Origin of the sequence: Streptomyces sp. NPDC046925 (genome assembly GCF_040644915.1) — a bacterium.
Classification (GTDB): Bacteria; Actinomycetota; Actinomycetes; order Streptomycetales; family Streptomycetaceae; genus Streptomyces.
The window spans coordinates 1,459,467-1,481,059 of sequence record NZ_JBEYWZ010000001.1 but is presented as its reverse complement, the minus strand read 5'-3'; the positions used below and the strand labels follow the sequence as shown (position 1 = coordinate 1,481,059).

Annotated in this window: 17 protein-coding genes; 5 read left to right on the top strand and 12 right to left on the bottom strand. The window is 70.8% G+C overall.

Features of this window, described 5'->3' with window-relative positions:
- The first annotated feature begins 124 nt into the window (after positions 1 to 124).
- On the top strand, positions 125 to 1,549 hold the full coding sequence (locus ABZ906_RS06155; RefSeq protein WP_361200676.1) for an amino acid permease: 1,425 nt from the start codon (positions 125 to 127) through the stop codon (positions 1,547 to 1,549).
- 9 nt (positions 1,550 to 1,558) lie between these two features.
- On the opposite strand, the gene ABZ906_RS06150 is transcribed toward ABZ906_RS06155, so the two are convergent.
- The 4 genes from ABZ906_RS06150 to ABZ906_RS06135 all read right to left on the bottom strand — a co-directional run bounded on the left by ABZ906_RS06150 (position 1,559) and on the right by ABZ906_RS06135 (position 6,456).
- Entirely contained in the window at positions 1,559 to 3,190 is a 1,632-nt protein-coding gene (locus ABZ906_RS06150; protein ID WP_361377929.1) for an extracellular solute-binding protein, read from the bottom strand.
- A gap of 44 nt (positions 3,191 to 3,234) precedes the next feature.
- Positions 3,235 to 4,158 carry a carbohydrate ABC transporter permease gene (locus tag ABZ906_RS06145; protein WP_361377926.1) on the bottom strand — a complete coding sequence of 308 codons (924 nt, stop codon included), beginning with the start codon at positions 4,156 to 4,158 and terminating at the stop codon, positions 3,235 to 3,237.
- Entirely contained in the window at positions 4,155 to 5,168 is a 1,014-nt protein-coding gene (locus tag ABZ906_RS06140) for an ABC transporter permease subunit (RefSeq protein WP_361377923.1), read from the bottom strand. Before ABZ906_RS06140 ends, ABZ906_RS06145 begins: the two co-directional genes overlap by 4 nt.
- 142 nt (positions 5,169 to 5,310) lie before the next feature.
- Positions 5,311 to 6,456, bottom strand: a complete 1,146-nt coding sequence (locus ABZ906_RS06135) for an ROK family protein (RefSeq protein ID WP_361377920.1) — start codon at positions 6,454 to 6,456, stop codon at positions 5,311 to 5,313.
- Positions 6,457 to 6,604: 148 nt separating this feature from the next.
- Here ABZ906_RS06135 and ABZ906_RS06130 point away from each other — a divergent pair, with 148 nt between their 5' ends.
- Positions 6,605 to 9,562: a glycoside hydrolase domain-containing protein gene (locus tag ABZ906_RS06130; protein ID WP_361377917.1), complete on the top strand. Its 2,958-nt coding sequence runs from the start codon at positions 6,605 to 6,607 to the stop codon at positions 9,560 to 9,562.
- A gap of 274 nt (positions 9,563 to 9,836) precedes the next feature.
- Here the strand turns inward: ABZ906_RS06130 and ABZ906_RS06125 are convergent, their stop codons facing one another.
- A complete protein-coding gene (locus tag ABZ906_RS06125) occupies positions 9,837 to 11,081 on the bottom strand; it encodes a CapA family protein (RefSeq protein WP_361377914.1) in 1,245 nt (414 codons plus the stop codon).
- 288 nt (positions 11,082 to 11,369) lie between these two features.
- On the opposite strand from ABZ906_RS06125, the gene ABZ906_RS06120 reads away from it, so the two are divergent.
- Together ABZ906_RS06120 and ABZ906_RS06115 are read left to right on the top strand one after the other, a co-directional pair.
- On the top strand, positions 11,370 to 11,885 hold the full coding sequence (locus ABZ906_RS06120) for a hypothetical protein (protein WP_361201191.1): 516 nt from the start codon (positions 11,370 to 11,372) through the stop codon (positions 11,883 to 11,885).
- 247 nt (positions 11,886 to 12,132) lie between these two features.
- Positions 12,133 to 12,798 (top strand): zf-HC2 domain-containing protein, encoded by a 666-nt coding sequence (locus tag ABZ906_RS06115; RefSeq protein ID WP_361377911.1) that lies wholly within the window; start codon positions 12,133 to 12,135, stop codon positions 12,796 to 12,798.
- 18 nt (positions 12,799 to 12,816) lie between these two features.
- Here ABZ906_RS06115 and ABZ906_RS06110 read toward each other — a convergent pair whose 3' ends face one another.
- Both ABZ906_RS06110 and ABZ906_RS06105 read right to left on the bottom strand, forming a co-directional pair.
- Positions 12,817 to 13,677: a DNA-formamidopyrimidine glycosylase family protein gene (locus ABZ906_RS06110; RefSeq protein WP_361377908.1), complete on the bottom strand. Its 861-nt coding sequence runs from the start codon at positions 13,675 to 13,677 to the stop codon at positions 12,817 to 12,819.
- 4 nt (positions 13,678 to 13,681) lie between these two features.
- Positions 13,682 to 15,784 (bottom strand): SpoIIE family protein phosphatase, encoded by a 2,103-nt coding sequence (locus ABZ906_RS06105; protein ID WP_361377905.1) that lies wholly within the window; start codon positions 15,782 to 15,784, stop codon positions 13,682 to 13,684.
- Between the two features lie 82 nt (positions 15,785 to 15,866).
- On the opposite strand from ABZ906_RS06105, the gene ABZ906_RS06100 reads away from it, so the two are divergent.
- Positions 15,867 to 17,285: a lipase maturation factor family protein gene (locus tag ABZ906_RS06100; RefSeq protein ID WP_361377902.1), complete on the top strand. Its 1,419-nt coding sequence runs from the start codon at positions 15,867 to 15,869 to the stop codon at positions 17,283 to 17,285.
- Position 17,286: 1 nt separating this feature from the next.
- Here ABZ906_RS06100 and ABZ906_RS06095 read toward each other — a convergent pair whose 3' ends face one another.
- Genes ABZ906_RS06095 through ABZ906_RS06075 form a run of 5 tightly spaced genes read right to left on the bottom strand, consistent with a single transcriptional unit; the run spans position 17,287 to position 21,548 of the window.
- Entirely contained in the window at positions 17,287 to 18,147 is an 861-nt protein-coding gene (locus ABZ906_RS06095; RefSeq protein ID WP_361377899.1) for an amidohydrolase family protein, read from the bottom strand.
- On the bottom strand, positions 18,132 to 18,446 hold the full coding sequence (locus ABZ906_RS06090) for an L-rhamnose mutarotase (RefSeq protein ID WP_361377896.1): 315 nt from the start codon (positions 18,444 to 18,446) through the stop codon (positions 18,132 to 18,134). Before ABZ906_RS06090 ends, ABZ906_RS06095 begins: the two co-directional genes overlap by 16 nt.
- Positions 18,443 to 19,450: an aldo/keto reductase gene (locus ABZ906_RS06085; RefSeq protein WP_361377893.1), complete on the bottom strand. Its 1,008-nt coding sequence runs from the start codon at positions 19,448 to 19,450 to the stop codon at positions 18,443 to 18,445. The genes ABZ906_RS06090 and ABZ906_RS06085 overlap by 4 nt, the downstream gene beginning before the upstream one ends.
- Entirely contained in the window at positions 19,447 to 20,211 is a 765-nt protein-coding gene (locus tag ABZ906_RS06080) for an SDR family oxidoreductase (protein WP_361377890.1), read from the bottom strand. The genes ABZ906_RS06085 and ABZ906_RS06080 overlap by 4 nt, the downstream gene beginning before the upstream one ends.
- Positions 20,208 to 21,548: an L-fuconate dehydratase gene (locus ABZ906_RS06075; protein WP_361377887.1), complete on the bottom strand. Its 1,341-nt coding sequence runs from the start codon at positions 21,546 to 21,548 to the stop codon at positions 20,208 to 20,210. Before ABZ906_RS06075 ends, ABZ906_RS06080 begins: the two co-directional genes overlap by 4 nt.
- Positions 21,549 to 21,593 lie beyond the last annotated feature (45 nt).

The following is a 21,593-nucleotide window of genomic DNA, read 5'->3' as shown; positions in this document are numbered from 1 at the left end:
CCGCGGCGGCCAGACTGCTGAACCGGCACATGCGCAAGGGGTGTGGCGTCTTCCGTCACGGGCACGCCCGGGCCATCATGATCCGCCATCAGCCGACTGCCGTCTGCGAAAAAAGGTGGAGCTCATGGCCGGACTCCGGATGGGGCAGGGCGTTCTGCGCCGCAAGCCCATCGAGCACATCGACGAGACCGAAAGCGGCGCGGGCGGCGGGCTCTCCCGCTCGCTCGGCCTCTGGCAGCTCACCGCGATCGGCGTCGGCGGCATCATCGGCGCCGGCATCTTCACCCTCGCCGGGACGGTGGCCAACGGCACGGCGGGACCCGCCGTCCTCATCTCCTTCCTCATCGCCGGCATCGCGAGCGCGGCGGCGGCCTTCTCGTACGCCGAGTTCGCGGGCCTGATCCCGAAGGCGGGATCGGCGTACACCTACGGGTATGTGGTCCTGGGCGAGCTGGTGGGCTGGTTCATCGGGTGGGACCTGCTCCTGGAGTACACGGCGATCGTGGCGGTGGTCGCGATCGGCATCTCGGGCTACTTCAACTTCCTGATCCAGGACATGGGCGCCGAGCTGCCCGCCTGGATGCTGGGCGCGCCCGGCACCGGCGACGGGCACAAGGTCGACCTGTTCGCCGCGGTCCTGTGCCTGCTCATCGCCTACCTGCTGACCCTGGGCATCAAGAACGCGGCCCGCTTCGAGATGATCGTCGTCGTCCTGAAGGTCATCGTCGTGCTCGTGGTGATCGCGGTCGGGTTCTTCCACATCAACACCGGCAACTACAAGCCGTTCTTCCCCTTCGGGGTCAGCGGGGCGTTCACGGGTGCGGCCACGGTCTTCTTCGCGGTCTTCGGCTACGACGCCATGTCCACCGCCGCCGAGGAGTCCAAGGACGCACAGCGCCACATGCCCAAGGCGATCCTCTACTCGCTGGCGATCTCGATGGTCCTGTACGTCCTCGCCTGCCTCGTCCTCACGGGCATGCAGAGCTACAAGGACATCGACCCGGAGAGCGGCTTCTCCACCGCGTTCAAGTCGGTGGGCCTGGGCGGTCTCGCGGATGTCATCGCGGTCGGCGCGATCATCGGCATCCTCACCGTGATGTTCACCTTCATGCTCGGCGTCACCCGCGTCTGGTTCAGCATGTCGCGTGACGGGCTGCTGCCGAAGTGGTTCGCCAAGACGCACAAGACCCGGCATGTGCCGACGCGCGTGACATGGATCGTCGGGTTCGCGTCGGCCGCCATCGCCGGGTTCCTGCCGATCGGCGAGGCGGCCGAACTGACCAACATCGGCATCCTGCTGGCCTTCGTCGTGGTGTGCATCGCGGTGATCGTGCTGCGCTACAAGCAGCCCCAGCTGCCGCGGTCGTTCCGCTGCCCCGGCATGCCGGTGGTGCCCGCGATCGGCGTCGTCTTCTCGATCTGGCTGATCACGTTCCTCCAGTGGCAGACGTGGGTGCGGTTCGCGGTGTGGTTCGCGGTCGGCCTCGTCATCTACTTCGCGTACTCGTACCGGAAGTCGGAACTGGCGAAGGCCGACCGCGGGCGCTAGCGGGAGCGCTCAGGCGCTCTGCTCGATGGACTTCTGGTACTCGCGGGCCATCTGCTCCAAGCCCTTGTTCCGCCACTCCGCCCAGAACGGCTTCCACTCGCTCAGCTTCTTGCGGCCGCCCACGATGTCGTTCACGAGGTCTTTCGCCTCGGTCGACATGCGGCCGTAGTGCTGGGTGTACGCGTCCGAATAATGGCCGACCGCCGGGTTCTGGACGGCGGTCTCGGCGAGCTTCTGCTCGGCGGCGTAGACGTCCTTGACGTCCTGCGCCCTTTCGGTGCCGGGGAAGGTCGACGCGACGAGCGCGAACGGCGACGTGGTGGCCGTGGTCAGACCGCTGAAGAGGCCTTCGACCTGCTTCTTCCCCGTCTTCGTGCGCTCGGGGAAGCCGTTCTTGTCGTACGTGAAGTCCTCGCCCTCGGTGCCGAATTCAAGGAACTCGCGCTCGGTCGTGCCGAACGGAGCGGCCAGGTAGTTCAGCACGCCGAGCAGCATGCGCACCCGCTTCTCGTCGCCCTTCTTGATGGCCGTGTAGCCGATCGTGCCCAGGTGGTAGTGGTGCTTGGGCTTCCTGCCGCCCGCCCCGAACGGGATCAGGATCTCGGCGGCGAGAGCGGGATCCTGGACGCGGATGTCCTTGCGCGCGTTGAACGGGTTGGCGAAGACGACCGCCCCGATCGACCCCTGCGCCAGCTTGGTGTTCGCGTCCGCCATGTTGGGGTTGCCGGGGTAGAAGACCCCAACCTTCTTCAGCTTGAGGACGAAGTTCAGGGCTTCGGTGTACTCGTCGGTCTCCTGCCACCAGGTGAGCGAACCGTCCTTGTTCTGCCGCCACTTGTTGGGCGCACCGAAACACTGGCTCAGCACACTGGCCGCGTTCACGTAGATCGGCTCGAGCGCCCAGACCTTGCCGCCCGTGACCTCCTTGCACTTGGCGAGGAACTCCTCGGGGTCGGATGCCGAGAAGCCGTCCGCCTTCTCCCAGACCTTCGGGTTTCCGCCGTAGACCTGGCCCATGGCCGGGTAGGGGCTGGGCGCGCCCCAGATCTTGCCGTTGACCACCGCCGTCTTCCAGTGCGCCGGGGTCATCGCGGCGAGGTTCGGGTAGTCCTTCACCGCGTCGCCCGACACGTACCGCGTGATGTCGGCGCACTTGGCCTCAAGGAGCTCGGCGATGTGCTGGATGCCCTGGTTCGGCGGTATCCACAGGAGGTCGGGCAGGTCGCCGCCCGCGATGACGGCGGAGAACTTCTCCTCGTAGCCGGGGTCGGTGCCCAGGATGGCTTCCAGGCCGACGCCGAGTTCCTTGTTCACCTTCTTCCAGTGGGCGTTGGAGCCCGCGGGGGCAGGGGGCTGCGTCCAGATCTCGGTGAGCACCGTGATCTTCGAACCGTCGCCGGGGGCCTTGGGGACGCTGCGCACCAGGTCCTCGGGGTAGGACAGGAAGCCCGCCGACAGGCCCTTCGCGCTCGGCGGCAGATCGGGCTTGACCTTGCCGAAGGGGACGTACGAAGGCAGCTTCACCTTCGCCGATGCCGCCTCGCCGGTCTTCTTGGCGCCGGAGCCGCAGCCCGTCAGCGAGGTGGCGGCCGCGCCCGCCGCGACGGCGGTGGAGAGGCTGAGGAAGGTACGTCGGGACATGCCGGTCATGGGAATCTCCGCAAAGGGGGTGAGGGATCAGGGGTTCAGCCCTTGATGGCGCCGGTGAGCACGCCCTTGGTGAAGTACTTCTGGAGGAAGGGGAAGAGCAGCAGGATCGGGATGAGCGCGATCATGACGACCGCCATGGAGATCGACTGCTGGGGCGGCATGTGGCTGACGCCGAGTTGGTCGCCCGAGATGGACTTGCCCTGGACGACGTAGGTGCGCAGGACCAGCTGGATGGGCCACTTGCCCGAGTCGTTCAGGTAGAGCATCGCGTTGAAGAAGGCGTTCCAGTACGTCACCGCGTAGAAGAGGCCGACGACGGCGACGACGCCCTTGGAGAGCGGCATCACGATGCGGGTCAGGATGCGCCAGTCGCCCGCGCCGTCGATCCGCGCCGCCTGGTACAGCTCGTCGGGGATGTTCATGAAGAACGCCCGCAGGACGACCAGATTGAACGCGTTGATCATGACGGGCAGGATCAACGACCAGTAGGAGTCCAGGAGTCCGAGCTCCTTGACCACCACGTACATGGGCACCATGCCCGGCACGAAGAGCAGCGTGAAGAGCACGAGGAGCAGGATCGGCTTGCTGCCGGGGACGCCGCGCTTGCTGAGGGCGTAGGCGAGCGCGATCGTCGTCAGGAGCGAGAGCGCCGTGCCGACGAGGGTGATCAGGACGCTGACGACGACGGCGCGCGAGACGATGCCTCCGGAGAGGATCGTGCGGTACGCCTCCAGGGTCGGGTCCGTGGGGAAGAGCACGAAGCCGCCCGCCTCGGTGATCTCCTCGCGGGAGGCCAGGCTGGTGGAGAGGACCGTGAGAAAGGGCAGGATCATCACGGCGCAGATGATGGTGATGACGACGGCCTTGGCGGTCGAGCCGATCTTCGTCGGCGGTTCTTCCCAGGCGGGCCGCTCCTCGCGGGTGCGCGGCGTGCGCAGGGGGAATCCGAAGCTGCTCATTTGCTGTACACCCCGTGCTCTCCGAAGGCGTGGGCGACCTTGTTGGCGCCGTAGATCATCAGGGCCCCCACGACGCCCTTGACCAGGCCGGCGGCGGCGCCGACGCCCCAGTCGCCGTAGACGACGCCGTGGTAGTAGATGTACGTGTCCAGGACTTCCGAGGCGCGGGCGCCGACGGCGTCGCGCTGGAGCAGGAACTGTTCGAAGCCGACGGACAGGACGTCGCCGAGGCGCAGCACGAGCAGCATGATCGTGACGCCGCGCACGGCGGGCAGGGTGACGTGCCACATGCGGCGCCAGCGTCCGGCGCCGTCGACGGCGGCCGACTCGTACAGGCTCTGGTCGACGCTCGCGAGCGCCGCCAGGTAGATGATCATGCCCCAGCCGATGTCCTTCCAGATCACCTGGCCCGTGATGAGCAGGGGGAAGGTGCCGGGGTCGGTCATCACGTCGAGGGCCGACATGCCGTGGTCACGCAGGTAGTTGCTGAAGAGGCCGGCTCCGCCGAGGACTTGCTGGAACAGCGCGACGACCAGGACCCAGGAGATGAAGTGCGGCAGATACACGACGCTCTGCACGAACTTCTTAACGCGCGGGCTGACCAGGCTGTTGATGAGCAGCGCGAGGGCCAGCGGGGCCGGGAAGAAGAAGATCAGCTGGAGCGCGGCGAACGCGAGGGTGTTGCGCACCGCCTCCCAGAACGCCGGGTCGGCGAAGAGCTCCTGGAAGTTGGCGAGGCCCACGAGGGGGCTGTCCTTGAAGCCGATGAAGGGCTGGTAGTCCTGGAAGGCGATGACGTTACCGAGCATCGGAACGTAGAAGAAGAACAGGAAAAAGAGCAGGCCAGGGGCCATGAGGGCGAGCATCACCCAGTTGTTGCGCAGTCGCACGCGCAGCGGGACGCGGTGGTGGCGCGGCGGCCCTGAGGACTTCGGATCCGTTGTCGGATCCGACCCGGACGGTGGCGGCGACGCGGCTCGTGGCCTGCGTTGCGTTGCTGGGGATGTCACACGTACTCCCTGGCCTGGCGGCACGACGGAACAGAAAACGGCAGCCGACAGCCGTGACGGCCGTCGAGAGCCGGCCAATTAAGAAGCCAACTTGCCGAAAGAGAGCCACATCATCGAAGCGCGGCTCCCGCCCGTCAACCACTTACCGGTCCTGGAGAGTTGGACTTTTCTGCGCGGCGTGATCGATGTGTTCCAGTGCGAGCCGTGCTGCCCCGATTGCGGTGGATTCCTCGCCGAGTGCGGAGGTTTGGACCGTCGGCCGGTAGGGGCAGAGCGCGCCGAGCCGCTCCGCGAACGGCTCGCTGAGCAGGGCGCCCGCCCGGGAGATGCCGCCGCCGAGCACCACGGTCTGCGGGTCGAGTACGGCGACGTGGCGGGCCAGGGAGTCGGCGAGCGCCTCGGCGAAGGCGCGCAGGGTGTATTTCGCCCCGCCGTCACCGGCCGCCGCCGCGGTCACCACGGCGCGGGCGGCGTTCTCGCGGGTGGGCCTGTCCGCGCCCTGGTGCCCCGCGTACCAGTCGAGAAGCCGCTGGTAGCAGCGGTGCCAGCCGTCCCCCGCGACCATCTCCCCGGCGGCGCCGCGGTGCCCGCGGTGCAGCTCGCCGCGGAGCCACAGACCGATGCCGAGCCGGTTGCCGACGTACAGGTACACGCAGTCGTCGGCGCCCACCGACACTCCCCCGGTGCACTCGGCGAGGGTCGCGAGCTGGATGTCGTTGCCGACGACGACGGGGCCGTGGCCCGCGTCCGCGAGTTCGCGGGTGAGATCGAGGCCCGTCCACTGGGGCAGCGAGTCGCTCTCCACCACCAGGCCCGCGGCGTCCACCATGCCGCTGGTGCCGACCCCGGTCGCCAGCGGGCGCACGTCCGCGGCGGCGGGCTGGGCCAGGCAGCCCGCGATCGCCTCGCGGACGGCGTCCAGGCGCCCTCGCGCGGACAGTTCGGGCGTGACGGCGACGCGCTGGGTGGCCACGGTGTGCCCGAGCAGGTCGGCGGCGTGCACCAGGATCTTGTGGGCGCCGATGTCCACGCCGAGGACGTGGGCGGCCTCGGCCCTGAACCGGAATCTGCGGGCCGGCCTGCCCACGCTGCCGCTGCCCGGCGTCAGCTCCACCAGGCGTCCCTCGCGCAGGAGCTGGGCCGTGAGGTCCTGGGCCGTGGGGCGCGAGACGCCGATGAGCGTGGCCAGTTCGGGCACGGTGATCTCGTCCCGCTGGCGCAGCACGCGCAGGGCGGCGGCCGCGTTGAGGCGCCGCAGCAGCGACGGGTCCCCACTCGCGGGGCTCATGGGTTCCTTCTTCATGGACTCCCCTCCCGGTCTCCCCGGTCTCCCCGATTCAAGGCGTCCCCCTTGACAGCGCGATCGGTTGATCTCCAGGGTGACCCGGAGCGATTGAGAAACTTACCTAATAAATAGCGCCCTTGGGGGAGCACACATGGGTGAGACGGGTCATCCGGAGCTGGCGTGCGGAATCGGCTCCTGGGACAGCGACGTCTACGGTAACCACCGGATTCTCGTACGAGCCGACACCGCGGACAGCACGGCCCCGGCCGTGGCGGCCGAACTGCCCTGGCGGCGCCAGGATCCCGACCCCGCCGCGGTGGACGTGATCGTGGTCGGCCCCTCCGGGGAACGCGTGCGCAACACCGTGACCGTGCAGGTCACGGACGAGACGGGGCGCATCGCCTTCGAACCGGCGGACGGCCCCGGCACCTACGCCGTGCACTACCTCCCGTACGCGCACACGGGCAAGCCCTACTATCCGCAGGCCGCCTACCGGCCCCCGACGCGGACCGCCGACCCCGGCTGGGTGCACCGCTGCGGCCTGCACGGCGCCGACGGCTGGGAGAAGCTGCCGCGCGCCGAGGCCTTCTGCTACCAGGCGGCCGGCGCGGTCGACTCCTTCGCGCCACTCGGCTTCGCGGCCACGGCGGACGAGCGCACGCGGCTGCGGCAGGCGCACGCGGACGAGCCGTTCCTCCTCTTCGGCGAGGACCGCGCCCATCCCCTGGGCCGCTACGCCCGGCTCCCCGCACGCTGGGCGCGGGCCACCGCCTTCGCGCCGCTGGAGGTCACGGCGGACCGCGGGGAGTTCTACGCGGTGCAGGTCGGCGTGTACGCCTTCCAGGAGCTGACGGACGTGCGCGCCGAGGCCCGCGGGCTGCCCTTCTCCGTACGGTGCGTCAGCACGGGCGGCACCGACGCGCGCGGCCGGGCCTTCGAGCGGCGGGTGTCCGTCGGTGCGGGGTGCGCGGGCGCCCTGTGGTTCGGCGTCGAGGTGCCCGAGGACGCCCGCCCCGGCCTGTACGAGGGCGAGATCGTCGTCCGTGCGTCCGGCACTCCGGAGCGCGTGCTGCCGCTGCGCCTCACCGTCGGCCCGGACGCGGTCGCCGACGGCGGTGCCGGTGAGCCCTGGCGGCTCGCGCGGCTCGGGTGGCTTGACTCGGCGCTCGCGCAGGACGACGAGCCGGTGGCGCCGTTCACCCCGGTCGAGATCGCCCCGGTCGAGGCCACCCCGGTCGGGGTCACCCCGGACGAAGCGGCGGGCGGGCATCGGCTCACGATCCTGGGCCGCACGGTCGAACTCGGCGCGGACGGGCTCCCCAGGCGGCTCGTCTCCGCCTTCACCCCGGCCGTCACACGTGCCGACGGCCCGCCGCGCGACCTCCTTGCCGCGCCCGTGACGCTGGACATCGGGCGCCGCCTGGAGCACGGACCGCTCAGCCTGGACCGGCCGGGCCCGGCGCGGGTGCGCTGGTCGTCGCGGGCCGCCGGGCGGGACGTACTGCTGTGCACCGAGGGCGAGTTGGAGGCTGATGGCTTCCTCGTGGTGCGCGCCACGCTGGAGGCCACCGCCGACACCGAACTCGACGTGACGCTGGACGTGCCGGTCCGCGAGGACATCGCGCGCTATGCGATGGGGCTCGGCCTGACGGGCCGGGCGTGTCCGGCGGCGTACGACTGGACCTGGGACACGCCCACCCGCAACCAGGACGCGTTCTGGCTCGGCGACCCGGCGGCGGGTCTCCAGCTCAGCCTGCGCGACGAGCACTACACGCGGCCGCTGAACACCAACTACTACCGGGAGAAGCCCCTGCGCACACCCCGCTCCTGGGCGGGCGACGGGGCGGGCGGGGTGCGCCTTCGCACGAGCGAGGGGGTGCGCCGCCTCTCCGCCTTCAGCGGGCCGCTCGCGCTGCGCGCCGGTGAGAGCAGGTGCTTCGAGTTCCGGCTGCTCCTGACCCCGTTCAAGCCCCTTGACCCGGCGCGGCAGCTCTCCGAGCGCTACTTCCACGCGTACGCCTCGCCCACCGAGATCGCCGAGTACGGCGCGAACGTCGCCAACCTGCACCATGCGACGCCGCCCAATCCGTACATCAACGATCCGCTCCTGGGCGCGGACGCCCTGCACTCCTACACCGAGGAGGCGCACCGGCTCGGCATCCAGGTCAAGGTGTACGACACGGTGCGCGAACTGACCCGCCACACACCGGAGTTGCCGGTACTCGCGTCACTCGGCGACGAGATCTTCGCGCCGGGGCCGGGCGGCGGGCACGCGTGGCTGCGGGAACATCTGGGCGGGGACTACGTGCCGGGCTGGGTGGCGCCCGACGTGGGGGACGTCGCGGTCGTCACGTCCGGCGAATCGCGGTGGCACAACTCCTATGTGAACGGGATCGAGCGGCTGCGGCGGGTCGTCGGCGTCGACGGGCTCTATCTCGACGACGTGGCGTACGACCGGACGACCATGAAGCGGGTCAGGAAGGTCCTGTCCGCGTCCGGCGACAGGCCGCCACTGGTGGACCTGCACTCCTGCAACCAGTTCCGCGAGCCGGACGGGTTCGCGTCGAGCGCCAATCTGTACGCGGAACTGCTGCCGTACGTGGACCGGCTCTGGCTGGGCGAGCTCTTCGACTACGACGGAGCGGACGGCTCCGCCGGGGCCGATCCCGCGTACTGGCTCGTCGAGATCTCCGGCATCCCCTTCGGCCTGATGGGCGAGATGCTGGAGGGCGGCGGCAATCCCTGGCGCGGGCTCGTCTTCGGGATGACGGCGCGGGCTCCCATGAGGGACGTACGGCCCTTGTGGCGGGCCTTCGACCAACTCCGGCTGCCCGAGGCGGAGATGACGGGGTGGTGGGCCACGGATTCGCCGCCGGTGCTGACCGGGCGCGACGACGTCCTCGCCACCACGTGGGAGGGGCCCGCGGGAACTGTTACGGCGCTCGCCTCCTGGGCGCGGGAGCCGGTGGACGTCGTCCTCACCACGGCTTCGGGGCCGGTGGCGGCCTGCGCTCCCGCGATCGACGGATTCCAGCCGGAGCGGAAGTTCGCCGCGGGCGAGGCGGTGCGGGTGGAGCCGGGGCGGGGGTGGCTGGTGCGGATCGGGTGAGCGGCCACCTGGGTTCCGGCCGGGCCGGGCGTTCGACCCGGTCGGCCCCCCGGGCAGCCGTCACCTCCGGTCGGTCCGGGGCCTGCGCGCCTCGTTCACCTCGCGCTTGAGCGCCCGGGCGTCCGCCGCCGGGCCCACGCGGCCGGGCTTGTCGGGGTTGGGCCCCCGCATGCCCCTCCCCTTCCTGGCGTCCGGAAACTGCCTCTCCCACCAGAGACGAGGCAGCCCCGGACGTTCGTGACACGCGCGGAGACAATCCGGGCGAAGGGCCCGGCTACTTGCCCATCTTCAGGCCGTCCTTCCCCGCGCCCCGGCTCAGGACGACCCGGCGGATCCGGTCGCGGATGTCGGCCACGTCCGCGCCGCGGGCGAGGGCCGTGTTGAGGTTGGTCACGCGTCCCGTGCCCGTGTCGAACCACGTGGGGATGAACTCGGCCTTCTTGACCTCCCAGCGACCGCCGGGGGCGGCGGGCGGGTCGAAGGTGAAGCGGCCGATGGTGCCCTGGTTGCCCCGGGGGTCGTTCGCGTCCTCGTCGTTGATCATGTCTCCGGCGATCTGGTCGCCCATGCCGTAGATGACCCAGGTCTTGTTGACCTTCTCGTACGCCTGGGGGACGTGCGCGTGGGTGCCGAGGACCAGGTCGATGTCGGGGCGGTCCCGGGTGCGCGACTCCGTGAGCTCCTTGCCCAGGCTCAGCTGGCGGTCGTCCGGCTCGTCCTGCCACTCCGTGCCCCAGTGGACCGAGACCACCACCACGTCCGCGCCGGCCTTCCGCGCGGCGCGCGCGTCCTCGATGATCCGCTCGCGCTCCATGAGGTTGACGGTCCAGGGCTTGCCCTCGGGCAGCGGATTGTCGTTGGTGTCGTACGTGTACGCGAGCTGCGCCACCTTCGCGCCGCCCGCGCGCAACCAGGCGGGGGATCTGCCCTCCTCGGCCGTACGGCCCGAACCCGCGTGCTTGACGCCCGCCTTGTCGAGCGCGCGGAGCGTGCGGTAAACCCCGGCGGCGCCGTCGTCGAGCGTGTGGTTGGAGGCGGTGGAGCAGGAGTCGTAGCCGGTGGCCTTCAGGGCGTCGGCGATCTGGGGCGGGGACTTGAAGCTGGGGTAGCCGGTGTAGTCGCCGTTCTCGCCGTAGACCGTCTCCATGTGACAGATCGCCAGGTCCGCCTTGGACACGACGGGCTTGGCCCCCTTGAGCATCGGCTCGAAGTCATAGCCGTCGCCGCCCGCGTCGGCGTTGGCCCGGCTGATGATCGAGGAGTGCGGGAGCACGTCCCCGGAGGCGACGAGCGTGAAGGGGCGCGGTGCGCCGTGGGCGCCGCCGGCCGCCGACGGCGCGGAGACCGGATGGTCCCGATTGCCGTCCCTGGAGCCCTCCTGACCGTTCTCGCCCTGCTGCTTCGGATTCCGATCCCTCGCGGGCTTTTCGTTCGCCGTACAGGCGGCGGTCGCCACGGCGGTGGCTCCGATCATTACCGCCGCCAGAACGGCGGTTCCCTGCGGTCTTCGCTGTGTCATCGTCCGGGCTCCGTGAATGGGGGGTATTCGCCGAAACGAATCCACATTCGGACAGATGGTCGAGTCAAGCCGCAATGCCGTCATACTCCCTGAAAAGTATGAAAATCATCCAGCCATGTGACACGAAGAACACAGGGCTTCCGACCTGCGACGAAACCGGGGCCCGGGTCAAGTCTCCGTAAAGCGCCTTGCTCAGGGCCCCGTTGAGTAATCGGCTGTCCTCATCCGTGTTCCGGATTGGGGGCCAGAAGCCGGCGACGCGCACGGATCGGAGGAAGGCGAGACGGGATGCTGCACGAGAGCCGAGGAGACACGGAGGGCCCGAGCGGTGACGAACTGGCCGTGCCGATGGCGTGGTTGTACGCCGAGTACATCGCGGACGAATTACTGCGCACCGGCGATTTGATGCCGCCGACATCTTTCGAATACCGCGCAGGGCGTGATGCTCTGGCCCTGACTATTTTCCTTTCCGACGTAAATGGTGAGCTGTCGGGCATCCGGGTGATCTCCCAGCTGGAGACCTGGCTGTCCCTGACGGCGTACGACCAGCCGTGGCTGGACTGGGTCGGCGAGCGGATGGCCGTGCTCACGGCGGACGCGGTCGCCTCCGGTGAGCCCGCGCCCGACCTGCAGCTCGCCGATCTGGCCTGGCGTTGGCTCGAAGAAACGGAACTGCTCGCGCCCGACCTGGACGCGGTGCCGGGCGGCGGTTCGCCGGGCAGCGAGGACGACGGGCCCAAGGTGTGGACACCGGCGTGGCGCCTGGGGCTGCCGCTCGGGCACCTGGCGATCCATCTGTTCTGACGGCTCACGACGACTTCTGACGGTCCACGACGACTCCTGACGGCTCCTGACGGCTTCCGACAGCTCCTGACGATCCCTGGCACCCCCTTGGCTACTGGCAGCTCCTGACGGCTTCTCACGGCGTTGCAGCGGCCTCCTGGCGTCACGCGCAACTGTTCCCGTCCCACGCCTTGAGTGATTCGGCGGTCCGCTGCGTACGGGAGGGCAGAAAAGCACCCCCTGCCCGACTCGTCACGCAAGGAACGCCATGAGGCCCCTGGAGCGGCATCGCGACGCCGGCGCCTACGCGCTCGGTGTCCTCGACGCGGCGGACACCTTCCGCTTCGACGATCACCTCATGGACTGTCCGCCGTGCCGGGCCGTGGTGGCGGAACTCGTGCCGACGGCGCAGCAGTTGGCCGCCTACCGGGTTCGCACCCCGCCCCCGGTCGATCCGCTGGCCGCGCCCGGGCCCGGACTCTCCGACCGGCTGCTCGGCGAGGCGGGACGGCTGCGCAGGGCCGGGCGCAGACGGCGGCTGTGCGCGGTGGCGGCCGCCGTCGTGCTTGCCCTCGCCGCCCCCGCCACGGCGGTCCTGCGGTCCGGCGGCCCCGGGCCGGAACAGATCACCGCCCGCGACGGCCGCACCGGCGTCTCGGCGACCCTGACCGCGCGGGGCCGCGACTGGGGCACGGACGTCGGGCTCCGCGTCCACGACCCGCACGGCGGCGCCCGCGTCTGCGAACTCGTCGCCGTCGCCGCCGACGGCACCGAGCAGACCGTGACGACATGGCGGGCGCCCGAGGACTCCGCGGGCGAGCCGTCGGCCGGCATGTCGACACAAGGCGGCGCGGCCCTGGCCCGCGAGGACATCGCCCGCTACGAGGTGCGCACGACGGACGGACAGCACCTGCTGACCCTCCCCCGCCCCTGAACACCCGCTCGCGCCGCACTACTTCAGCAGACGCGACATCCTCCGGTCCGCAAGGAGCTTGCCGCCCGTCTGACACGTGGGGCAGTACTGGAGCGAGGAGTCGCTGAAGGAGACCTCGCGCACGGTGTCGCCGCACACAGGGCACGGCTCACCGGTGCGGCCGTGCACCCGCAGGCCGCTCTTCTTCTCCGCCTTGAGGCGGCCCGCAGCGACTCCGCGCGAGCGCTCGACCGCATCGCTCAGGGTGGACCGCAGTGCCGCGTAGAGCCCGTGGATCTCCTCCCGCGTCAGGCTCGACGTGAGCTTGAAGGGGGACATGCGGGCCGCGTGCAGAATCTCGTCGCTGTACGCGTTCCCGACGCCCGCGATCAGGCTCTGGTCCCGCAACGCGCCCTTGATCTGGCGGCGTTCGCCCGCGAGGAGGGCGGCGAAGCGCTCCTCGTCGAACCCGGGGACCAGCGGGTCGGGGCCGAGGCGGGCGATGCCGGGGATGCGGTCCGGGGCGTCGGTCACGTACACCGCGAGGCGTTTTTGCGTGCCCGCCTCCGTCAGGTCGAAGCCCTCGCCCGTCTCCAGGGCGACCCGCAGCGCGAGAGGGCCCTTGCCGGGCCGCGGGGGTCCGTCGGGGAGGCGGTCCTTCCACTGCAGCCAGCCCGCGCGGGCGAGATGGGTGACCAGGTGCAGGCCGTCCGCGTCGAGGTCGAGGAACTTGCCGTGGCGTGCCACGGCCGTGACCGTGCGGCCTTCGAGTGCGTCGATCGGCGGGTCGTACGTCTTCAGGACGCTGATCGCCACGGGCATCACCCGGACGATCTCGTGGCCGACGAGGTGTTCGGCGAGGAACGCGCGCAGCGCCTCGACCTCGGGGAGTTCCGGCATGCGCTCACTCCTGACTCTGTTCCGGCGGCGCCGTCCGCTCGCCCCGGCCGTCCCGCGCGGGCACGACGAACTCGCACCACACGCACTTGCCGCTGCCCCGCGACTCGACCCCCCACTCGTCCGCGAGCATGTCCACGAGCAGCAACCCCCGCCCCGACACGCCTGATTCCCCCGCCTCCCTGCGGCGCGGCAGCGCGCTGGAGGAGTCCTCGACCTCGATGCGCAGGCGCCGGTCGGTGCCGCTGATGACCCGCAGGGTCACGATCGCCGCGCCGTCGGTGTGCATCAGGGCGTTGGTGATCACCTCGTCCGCCACCAGCTCGACCTCGTCGGCGCCGTCCCCGGCCCCCCACGCGCGCACGGCCGCGCGGATCATGTGCCGGGCCTCGGCAAGGGCCTCCGGGTCGCCGGGGCCGACGTGCTGCTGGAGGCGGCCGCCGGAGAGCGGTGCGTCGTCCGGGCGGCGACGCAGGAGCAGCAGGGCAGCGTCGTCCTCGCCGCCCCGCTCGTCGACGATCGAGCAGAGCCGGTCGGCGAGCTCCTGGAGGTCGCGTGGCCCCGAGCAGGCGAGCTCGCCCAGGGCCCGCATCCCGTCGCCGAGGTCGACGCCCGGCTCCTCGATGAGCCCGTCGGTGAAGAGCAGCAGGGTGTGGCCCGCGTCGAGCTCGAAGGTGGTGACCGGATATTCGAGGCGGCCGAACTCGGCCGAGAGGCCCAGCGGGAGCCCTCCGTCGACCGGCACGCGGCGGCAGCTCCCGTCGGTCTGCTGGAGGAGCGGGTCGATGTGTCCGGCCCGCACCACCTGGACGACCCCGGTCGACAGATCGGCCTCGGCGTAGAGGCAGGTCGCGAAGCGGTCGGTGTCCAGTTCGTGCAGGAACCCCGAGGCGCGCGCCATGACGGTGGCGGGCGTGTGCCCCTCGGCGGCGTAGGCGCGCAGCACGATGCGCAGCTGGCCCATGACGGCCGCCGCGTGCGTGTCATGGCCCTGTACGTCGCCGATGACCGCCCCGACGCGGCCGCCGGGCAGCGGGATCACGTCGTACCAGTCGCCGCCGATGTCCCGGCCGAGCGCCGCCGAGCGGTAGCGGACCGCGATGTCGGCGCCGGGCACGCCGGGGATGCTGCGGGGCAGCATCGCCTGCTGGAGGCCCTGGGCGAGGTCCTTCTCCTGCTCGTAGAACATGGCGCGCTGCAGGCTCTGCGCGATGCCGCTGCTCAGGGCGACCAGGACGTTGCGCTCCTCCTCGGTGAAGCCGGTCTTCTCCTGGTAGAGCAGGCCGAGTACGCCGATCGGCTTGGCCTGCGCGATCAGCGGGAGATACGCGGCCGACGAGATGCCCAGCTTGTCGATGTGCGGCCACAGATCGGGGTAGGAGGCGGCGAATTCGGCCTCCGTCTCGATGAAGCGGGGCGAGAGCGTGCGCACGGCGTCGCTCATCGGATACCGCTCGTCGACCCGGGTGAACTTGGTGCCCGGCACGAAGCTGCCCTCGGGCCCCTCCGCGACCAGGCGGATCCGCCCGGCCTCGACCAGGGCCATGACGAGATTCGACGCACCCAGGTGGGCCAGGCCGTGGGTGTCCTTGAGCACGTCGATGACGTCCCGGACGGTACGGGCGTGCGCGAGGGCCGCCGTGATGCCCTGTACGACGCTCGTGCGGCGGCGCCGGTCCTCCTCCTCGTCGGCGCGCCGGTGCCGGGCCGTGCTGTCGCCCAGTTCCTGCGTGGCATCGCGGACGACGCCCACGATGCGGTGCGGACGACCCGTTTCGTCACGGTGGATGAACCCCTGGGTATGGGTCCAGCGCAGACCGCCCTCGCGCAGCCGGATGCGGAAGTAGATGCCGTAGGTCTCGCTGCCGTCCTTGAGCGCGTGCGAGACGTAGGCGTCCATACGGTGTGCCTCCACCGGCGGGACCCGTATGCCGAGCGTCGTCGGATGGCCGTCGTACTCGTCGGTACGCACGTCGAAGACCTCATGGCCCGCGGCATCGAGATGCATCAGGCCGCTGTCGAGGTCCCAGTCGAAGCAGCCTGTGCGGTTGAACGCCAGGATCGACCGCGGGTCCGCTGGCCAGTCGTCCGGCAGTGACGTGGGCGTCATGACACTTCATGATTCTTCGCTGTCGGGCCCGAACCCGCACGCCGGGAGGGGCGCCGGGGCCGATTCGGCGCAAGATGGCCTTGTGGAGTGGTTCACCGCGGATCAGTACTGGCTCGGCCGCCTCGTCTTCCAGCGGGCGCTCGCCGCCGTCTACCTCGTCGCGTTCCTGGGCGCGGCGCTGCAGTTCCGTGCGCTGATCGGGGAGCGCGGCATGCTGCCGGTGCCGCGCTACGTCGCGCGCGTGCCGTTCCGCAAGGCGCCGAGCCTCTTCCAGTTGCACTACTCGGACCGCTTCTTCGCCCTCGTCGCGTGGACGGGCTGCGCCTGCGCGCTCGCGCTGCTCGCGGGCGCCGACGCTCTCCTGCCGCTGTGGGGCGGGATGCTGCTGTGGCTCGTGCCGTGGGTCCTGTATCTCTCGATCGTGAACGTGGGGCAGACCTGGTACGGCTTCGGCTGGGAGTCGCTGCTCCTGGAGACGGGCTTCCTCGCCGTCTTCCTCGGCAACGACGAGACGGCACCGCCGGTGCTCGTGCTCTTCCTGCTGCGCTGGATCCTCTTCCGCGTGGAGTTCGGCGCCGGGCTGATCAAGATGCGCGGCGACGAGTGCTGGCGGCGGCTCACCTGCCTGTACTTCCACCACGAGACGCAGCCGATGCCGGGCCCGCTGAGCTGGTTCTTCCACCATCTGCCGAAGCCGCTGCACCGGGCGGAGGTCGCGGCGAACCACTTCACCCAACTCGTCGTGCCCGTGCTGCTGTTCACGCCGCAGCCGATCGCCACGGCCGCGGCCTGCCTGATGATCGTCACCCAGCTGTGGCTGGTCCTCTCGGGGAACTTCAGCTGGCTGAACTGGATGACGATCGTGCTCGCCGTGTCCGTCCTGGACTTCGGGAGCACAGCGGCGCCCTCGCACTCCCCCGCCGCCCCGCTCTGGTACGAGGTGGTGGTCATCGCGGTGACCGTCCTGCTCCTGGCCCTGAGCTACCGGCCCGCGCGCAATCTGTTCTCGCGGCGGCAGATCATGAACTCCTCCTTCGACCCGCTGCACCTCGTCAACACCTACGGCGCGTTCGGCAGCGTCAGCCGCGTCCGCCAGGAGGTGGTCATCGAGGGCACGGCGGACGACAAGCCCCGTCAGGACTCGGAGTGGCGGGAGTACGAGTTCAAGGGCAAGCCGGGTGATGTGCGGCGCAGGCCACGGCAGTTCGCGCCGTACCATCTGCGGCTCGACTGGATGATGTGGTTCGCCGGGCTCTCCCCCGCCTACGCCAGGTCGTGGTTCGGCCCGCTGGTGGAGCGGCTGCTCGAAGGCGACCGGGACACGCTGCGGCTGCTGCGCCACGTGCCGTTCCCGCAGGACGCGCCTCCGGCGTACATCCGCGCCCGCCTGTACCGCTACACCTACACGAGCCTGCGCGAGCTGCGCGCGACGGGCGCCTGGTGGGAGCGGACGTACGTACGGGAGTTCCTGCCGCCGACACGGATCGACTCTCCGCGCTGAGTCAGAGGCGGTAGACGCGGGTCGCGGTCCCGGCGAAGACTGAGGTGCGTTCGCTCTCGCTCAGCGATCCGGTCAACTCCCGCGCCGCGTCGACGACTTCCGCGTATGTGGCGGCCAGGGTGCAGACCGGCCAGTCCGAGCCGAACATCAACCGGTCGGGGCCGAAGGCTTCCAGGACGGTGTCCGCGTACGGGCGCAGGTCGTCGACCGTCCACGTCCCCCGATCGGCCTCCGTCACCAGGCCGGAGAGTTTGCAGACGGTGTTGGGCAGCGCGGCCAGCGAGCGGATGTCCGCGGCCCAGGGTTCGAGGGTGCCGGAAGCGATGGGCGGCTTGCCCGCATGGTCCAGGACGAAGGTGAGTCCAGGGTGGTCCCGGGCCGCTTCGACGCAGGCGGGGAGCTGGTGGGGCAGGACGACCAGGTCATAGGCGAGCCCCGCCGCGCCGACCGCGGCGAGTCCGCGGCGCACGTCGGGCCGCAGCAGCCACTGCGGGTCCGGTTCGCCCTGCACCTGGTGCCGGATGCCCACGAGGTGCCGCCCGCCCGGCAGTTGGCGCAACCGCGCGAGTGTGTCGGCGGCTTCCGGGCGGGTGAGGTCGATCCATCCGACGACGCCCGCCACGAGGTCGCTCTCCTGCGCCAGGGCAAGGAACTCGGGGGTCTCGTCGGCCACCGTCACCGTCTGGACGAGCACGCTCGCGGCGACACCGGCGGCGCGGGCGTCGGGCAGCAGGTCCGCGAGAGAGAAGGTCCGGCGGATCGGGGCGAGTGCGTCGCCGGTGATCCACTCCTGGTCGCGTACGGAGAGGTCCCACACATGGTGGTGGGAGTCGACGAGGTGCGGTGTCACGGCAGCTCCCATACGACGGGCAGCCCCGCGTCCGCGCCTTCGGCCGAGTAGTCGTGGACGACGTCGAGGAGCTGGGCCATCCGCGCCTGCCAGGCGATGTTGACCGGCAGCTTGTCCAGCTCGGCGAGCATCCGGGCGTAGTCCTCGCATTCCAGGAGGTGGAAGAGGTCGGTGCCGCTGCGCCAGATCGTCCAGGAGGTGGCGCCCGCCGCGCGGATGGCGGCGGTGAGCTCGGCGGGCACCTCGCGGTGCGCGGCGTCGTACTCGGTGACGCGGTCGGCGCGCACCTTGGTGTGCAGGGCGATTCTCACGCGTGTTCCTCTCCGGGGACGGGTGCGCCTGCGGGCAGCAGCCCTTCGGCGCGGGCTTCCTGCCAGAAGTCGCCGGGGACAGCGGCGGCGAACTGCGCCGCCGCGTCACGGACTTCGCGGTCCGAGCGGGCGCCCACAAGGACGGTCGCCACGGCGGGATGGGCCAGGGGGAAGGCCAGGGCCGCCGCGCGCAGCGTGGTGCCGTGCCGTTCCGCCATGGCCTTCAGATGGCGGGCACGGTCCAGGAGCGCGCCGGGTGCGGTCGTGTAGTCGTAGGTCGCGCCGGGGCGGGGGTCGGCGAGCAGACCGGAGTTGAAGACGCCGCCGATGACCACCGCCTTGCCGTGCTCCTGCGCCGCGGGGAGCAGTTCGACGAGGGCGCTCTGGTCCAGGAGCGTGTAGCGGCCCGCGCACAGCACGGCGTCGACGTCCGTGTCGCGGAGGAAGCGGGTGAGCATCGCCGTCTGGTTCATGCCCGCGCCGATCGCGCCGACGACGCCCTCCGAGCGCAGCCGCTCCAGGGCGGGGTAGCCCTCCTTGAAGGCCTGTTCCGCGTGGTCGTCCGGGTCGTGGAGGTAGACGATGTCCACGCGGTCCAGGCCCAGGCGGGTCAGGCTGGCCTCCAGGGAGCGGCGGATGCCGTCCGCGCTGAAGTCCCAGACCCGGCGGTGCGTCGCGGGCACGGCGAAGCCGTGCGCGAGGTCGTCGCCCGGCGGCTCCTCTCCCGTCTCTTCGAGCAGGCGGCCCGCTTTGGTCGACAGTGCGTACGCCTCCCGCGGGTGTGCCCGCAGGGCCTCGCCCAGTCGGCGCTCGGACAGGCCGATGCCGTAGTGCGGTGCGGTGTCGAAGTAGCGCAGGCCCGCGTCCCAGGCCGCGTCGACGGCGGCGGCCGCCTCCGCGTCGGTGATCGGCGTGTAGAGGTTGCCGAGGCCGGCGGCGCCGAAGGACAGCTCGCTCACCTCGACGCCGCCGGAGCCCGGGGTGCGCCGGGCCAGGGCGCTCACTGGCCCGCCGGACGCAGCCGCAGGCCCTGCATTCCGCCGTCGACGGCGAGCGCGGTGCCGGTGGTGGCGCCGGAGAGGGGGCTCGCCAGGTAGGCGATGGCGCCCGCGACCTCGTCCGCCGAGACCAGGCGTCCGGTCGGCTGGCGGGCCTCGAGCGCGGCACGCTCGGCCGCCGGGTCGGGCGCGGCGTCCAGGAGGCGGCCGACCCACGGGGTGTCCACGGTGCCGGCGTTGACGCAGTTGACGCGGACCCCCTCGCGTACGTGATCCGCGGCCATGGCGAGCGTCAAAGAGAGCACCGCGCCCTTGGACGCCGAGTACAGGGCCCGCTGCGGCAGGCCCGCGGTGGCGGCGATCGAGCAGGTGTTGACGATCGCCGCACGGGTGGAGGCGCGCAGGTGCGGCAGGGCGGCGCGTGTGGTGCGCACGATCCCGAGGACGTTCACGTCGAGCACCTTGTGCCACTGGTCGTCGCCGTTGTCCTCGACGGTGCCCTGCGCGCCGATCCCCGCGTTGTTGACCAGTACGTCGAGTCCGCCGAGGTCCTGCGCGGCGGCGGCGACGGCTTCGCGTACCGAGGCGTCGTCCGAGACGTCGGCGCGGTAGCCGGTGAGCGGCTTCTCGACGCCGTCCGGGGCCAGGTCGAGCACCGCGACGCGGGCTCCCCGCGCGGCAAGGAGCTCGGCCGTGGCCCGCCCGATGCCGGAGGCTCCGCCGGTGACCAGTGCTGTGAGGCCGTCAAAATCCCGGGCGTCCGTCATGCGGCTGCTCCTTTGCCCTGAGCGAGATCGGCGGCCCAGAAGGCGCCGTCCGGATAGGTGAATTCGGCGAGGGACTCGGCCCGCATGGCGGCCGAGAAGCCCGGCGCGGTGGGCGCCAGGTAGTGGCCCTGACGCAGCACGACCGGGTCGATGAAGTGGTCGTGGAGATGGTCGACGTATTCGATGACGCGGTTCTCGGTGGTCCCGGACAGCGCCACGTAGTCGAACATCGACAGATGCTGGACGAGTTCGCACAGGCCCACCCCGCCCGCGTGCGGGCAGACCGGCACCCCGAACTTGGCGGCGAGCAGCAGGATCGCCAGGTTCTCGTTGACGCCGCCGACACGGGCCGCGTCGATCTGCAGCACGTCGATCGCACCGGCCTGCAAGAGCTGCTTGAACACGATGCGGTTCTGCACGTGCTCGCCGGTGGCGACCTTGACCGGGGCGACCGCCTTGCGGATCGCCGCGTGGCCGAGGACGTCGTCGGGGCTGGTGGGCTCCTCGACCCAGTACGGGTCGAACTCCGCCAGGGCGCGCGTCCACTGCACCGCCTCGTCGACGTTCCAGCGCTGGTTGGCGTCGATCGCCATCCGGATGCCGGGTCCGATGGCCTCACGGGCGGTGCGGCAGCGTCGTACGTCGTCCGCGAGGTCCGCGCCGACCTTCAGCTTGATCTGGGTGAAGCCGTCCGCCACGGCCTGGCGGGCGAGGCGGGTCAGCTTCTCGTCGCTGTAGCCGAGCCAGCCCGGTGACGTCGTGTAGCCGGGATAGCCGTGCTCGCGCAGCGAGACTTCGCGTTCGGCGGCTCCTTGTCTGCCCGACTGGAGTATGTCCAGGGCCTCTTGGGGAGCGAGGGCGTCGGCGATGTAGCGGAAGTCGATCTGGGAGACCAGCCACCGTGGCTCCGCGTCGGCGAGGAACCGCCACAGCGGCTTGCCCGCGCGCTTGGCAGACAGATCCCACAGGGCGTTGACGACGGCGCCGATGGCCATGTGCATCACGCCCTTCTCGGGACCGAGCCAGCGCAGTTGGCTGTCCCCGATCAGGTCGCGGTTCAGCGTCCCCGGATCGGCGCAGAGTTCCTCGACGGACCGGCCGAGCACGTGGTGGCGCAGCGACTCGATGGCGGCGACCTGGACGTCGTTGCCGCGCCCGATGGTGAAGGTGAAGCCGTGCCCCTCCAGACCGTCGTCGGCGTCCGTGCGCAGGACCACATAGGCGGCGGAGTAGTCGGGGTCCGGGTTCATCGCGTCGGATCCGTCGAGCTCCCGCGAGGTGGGGAACCGTACGTCATAGGTGTCTGCCGCGATGATGCGGGCGGAGGTCGGGGACACAGGAGGCCTTTCCGGAAAGGGACAGGGAGGCGGGGAACGGCGGGG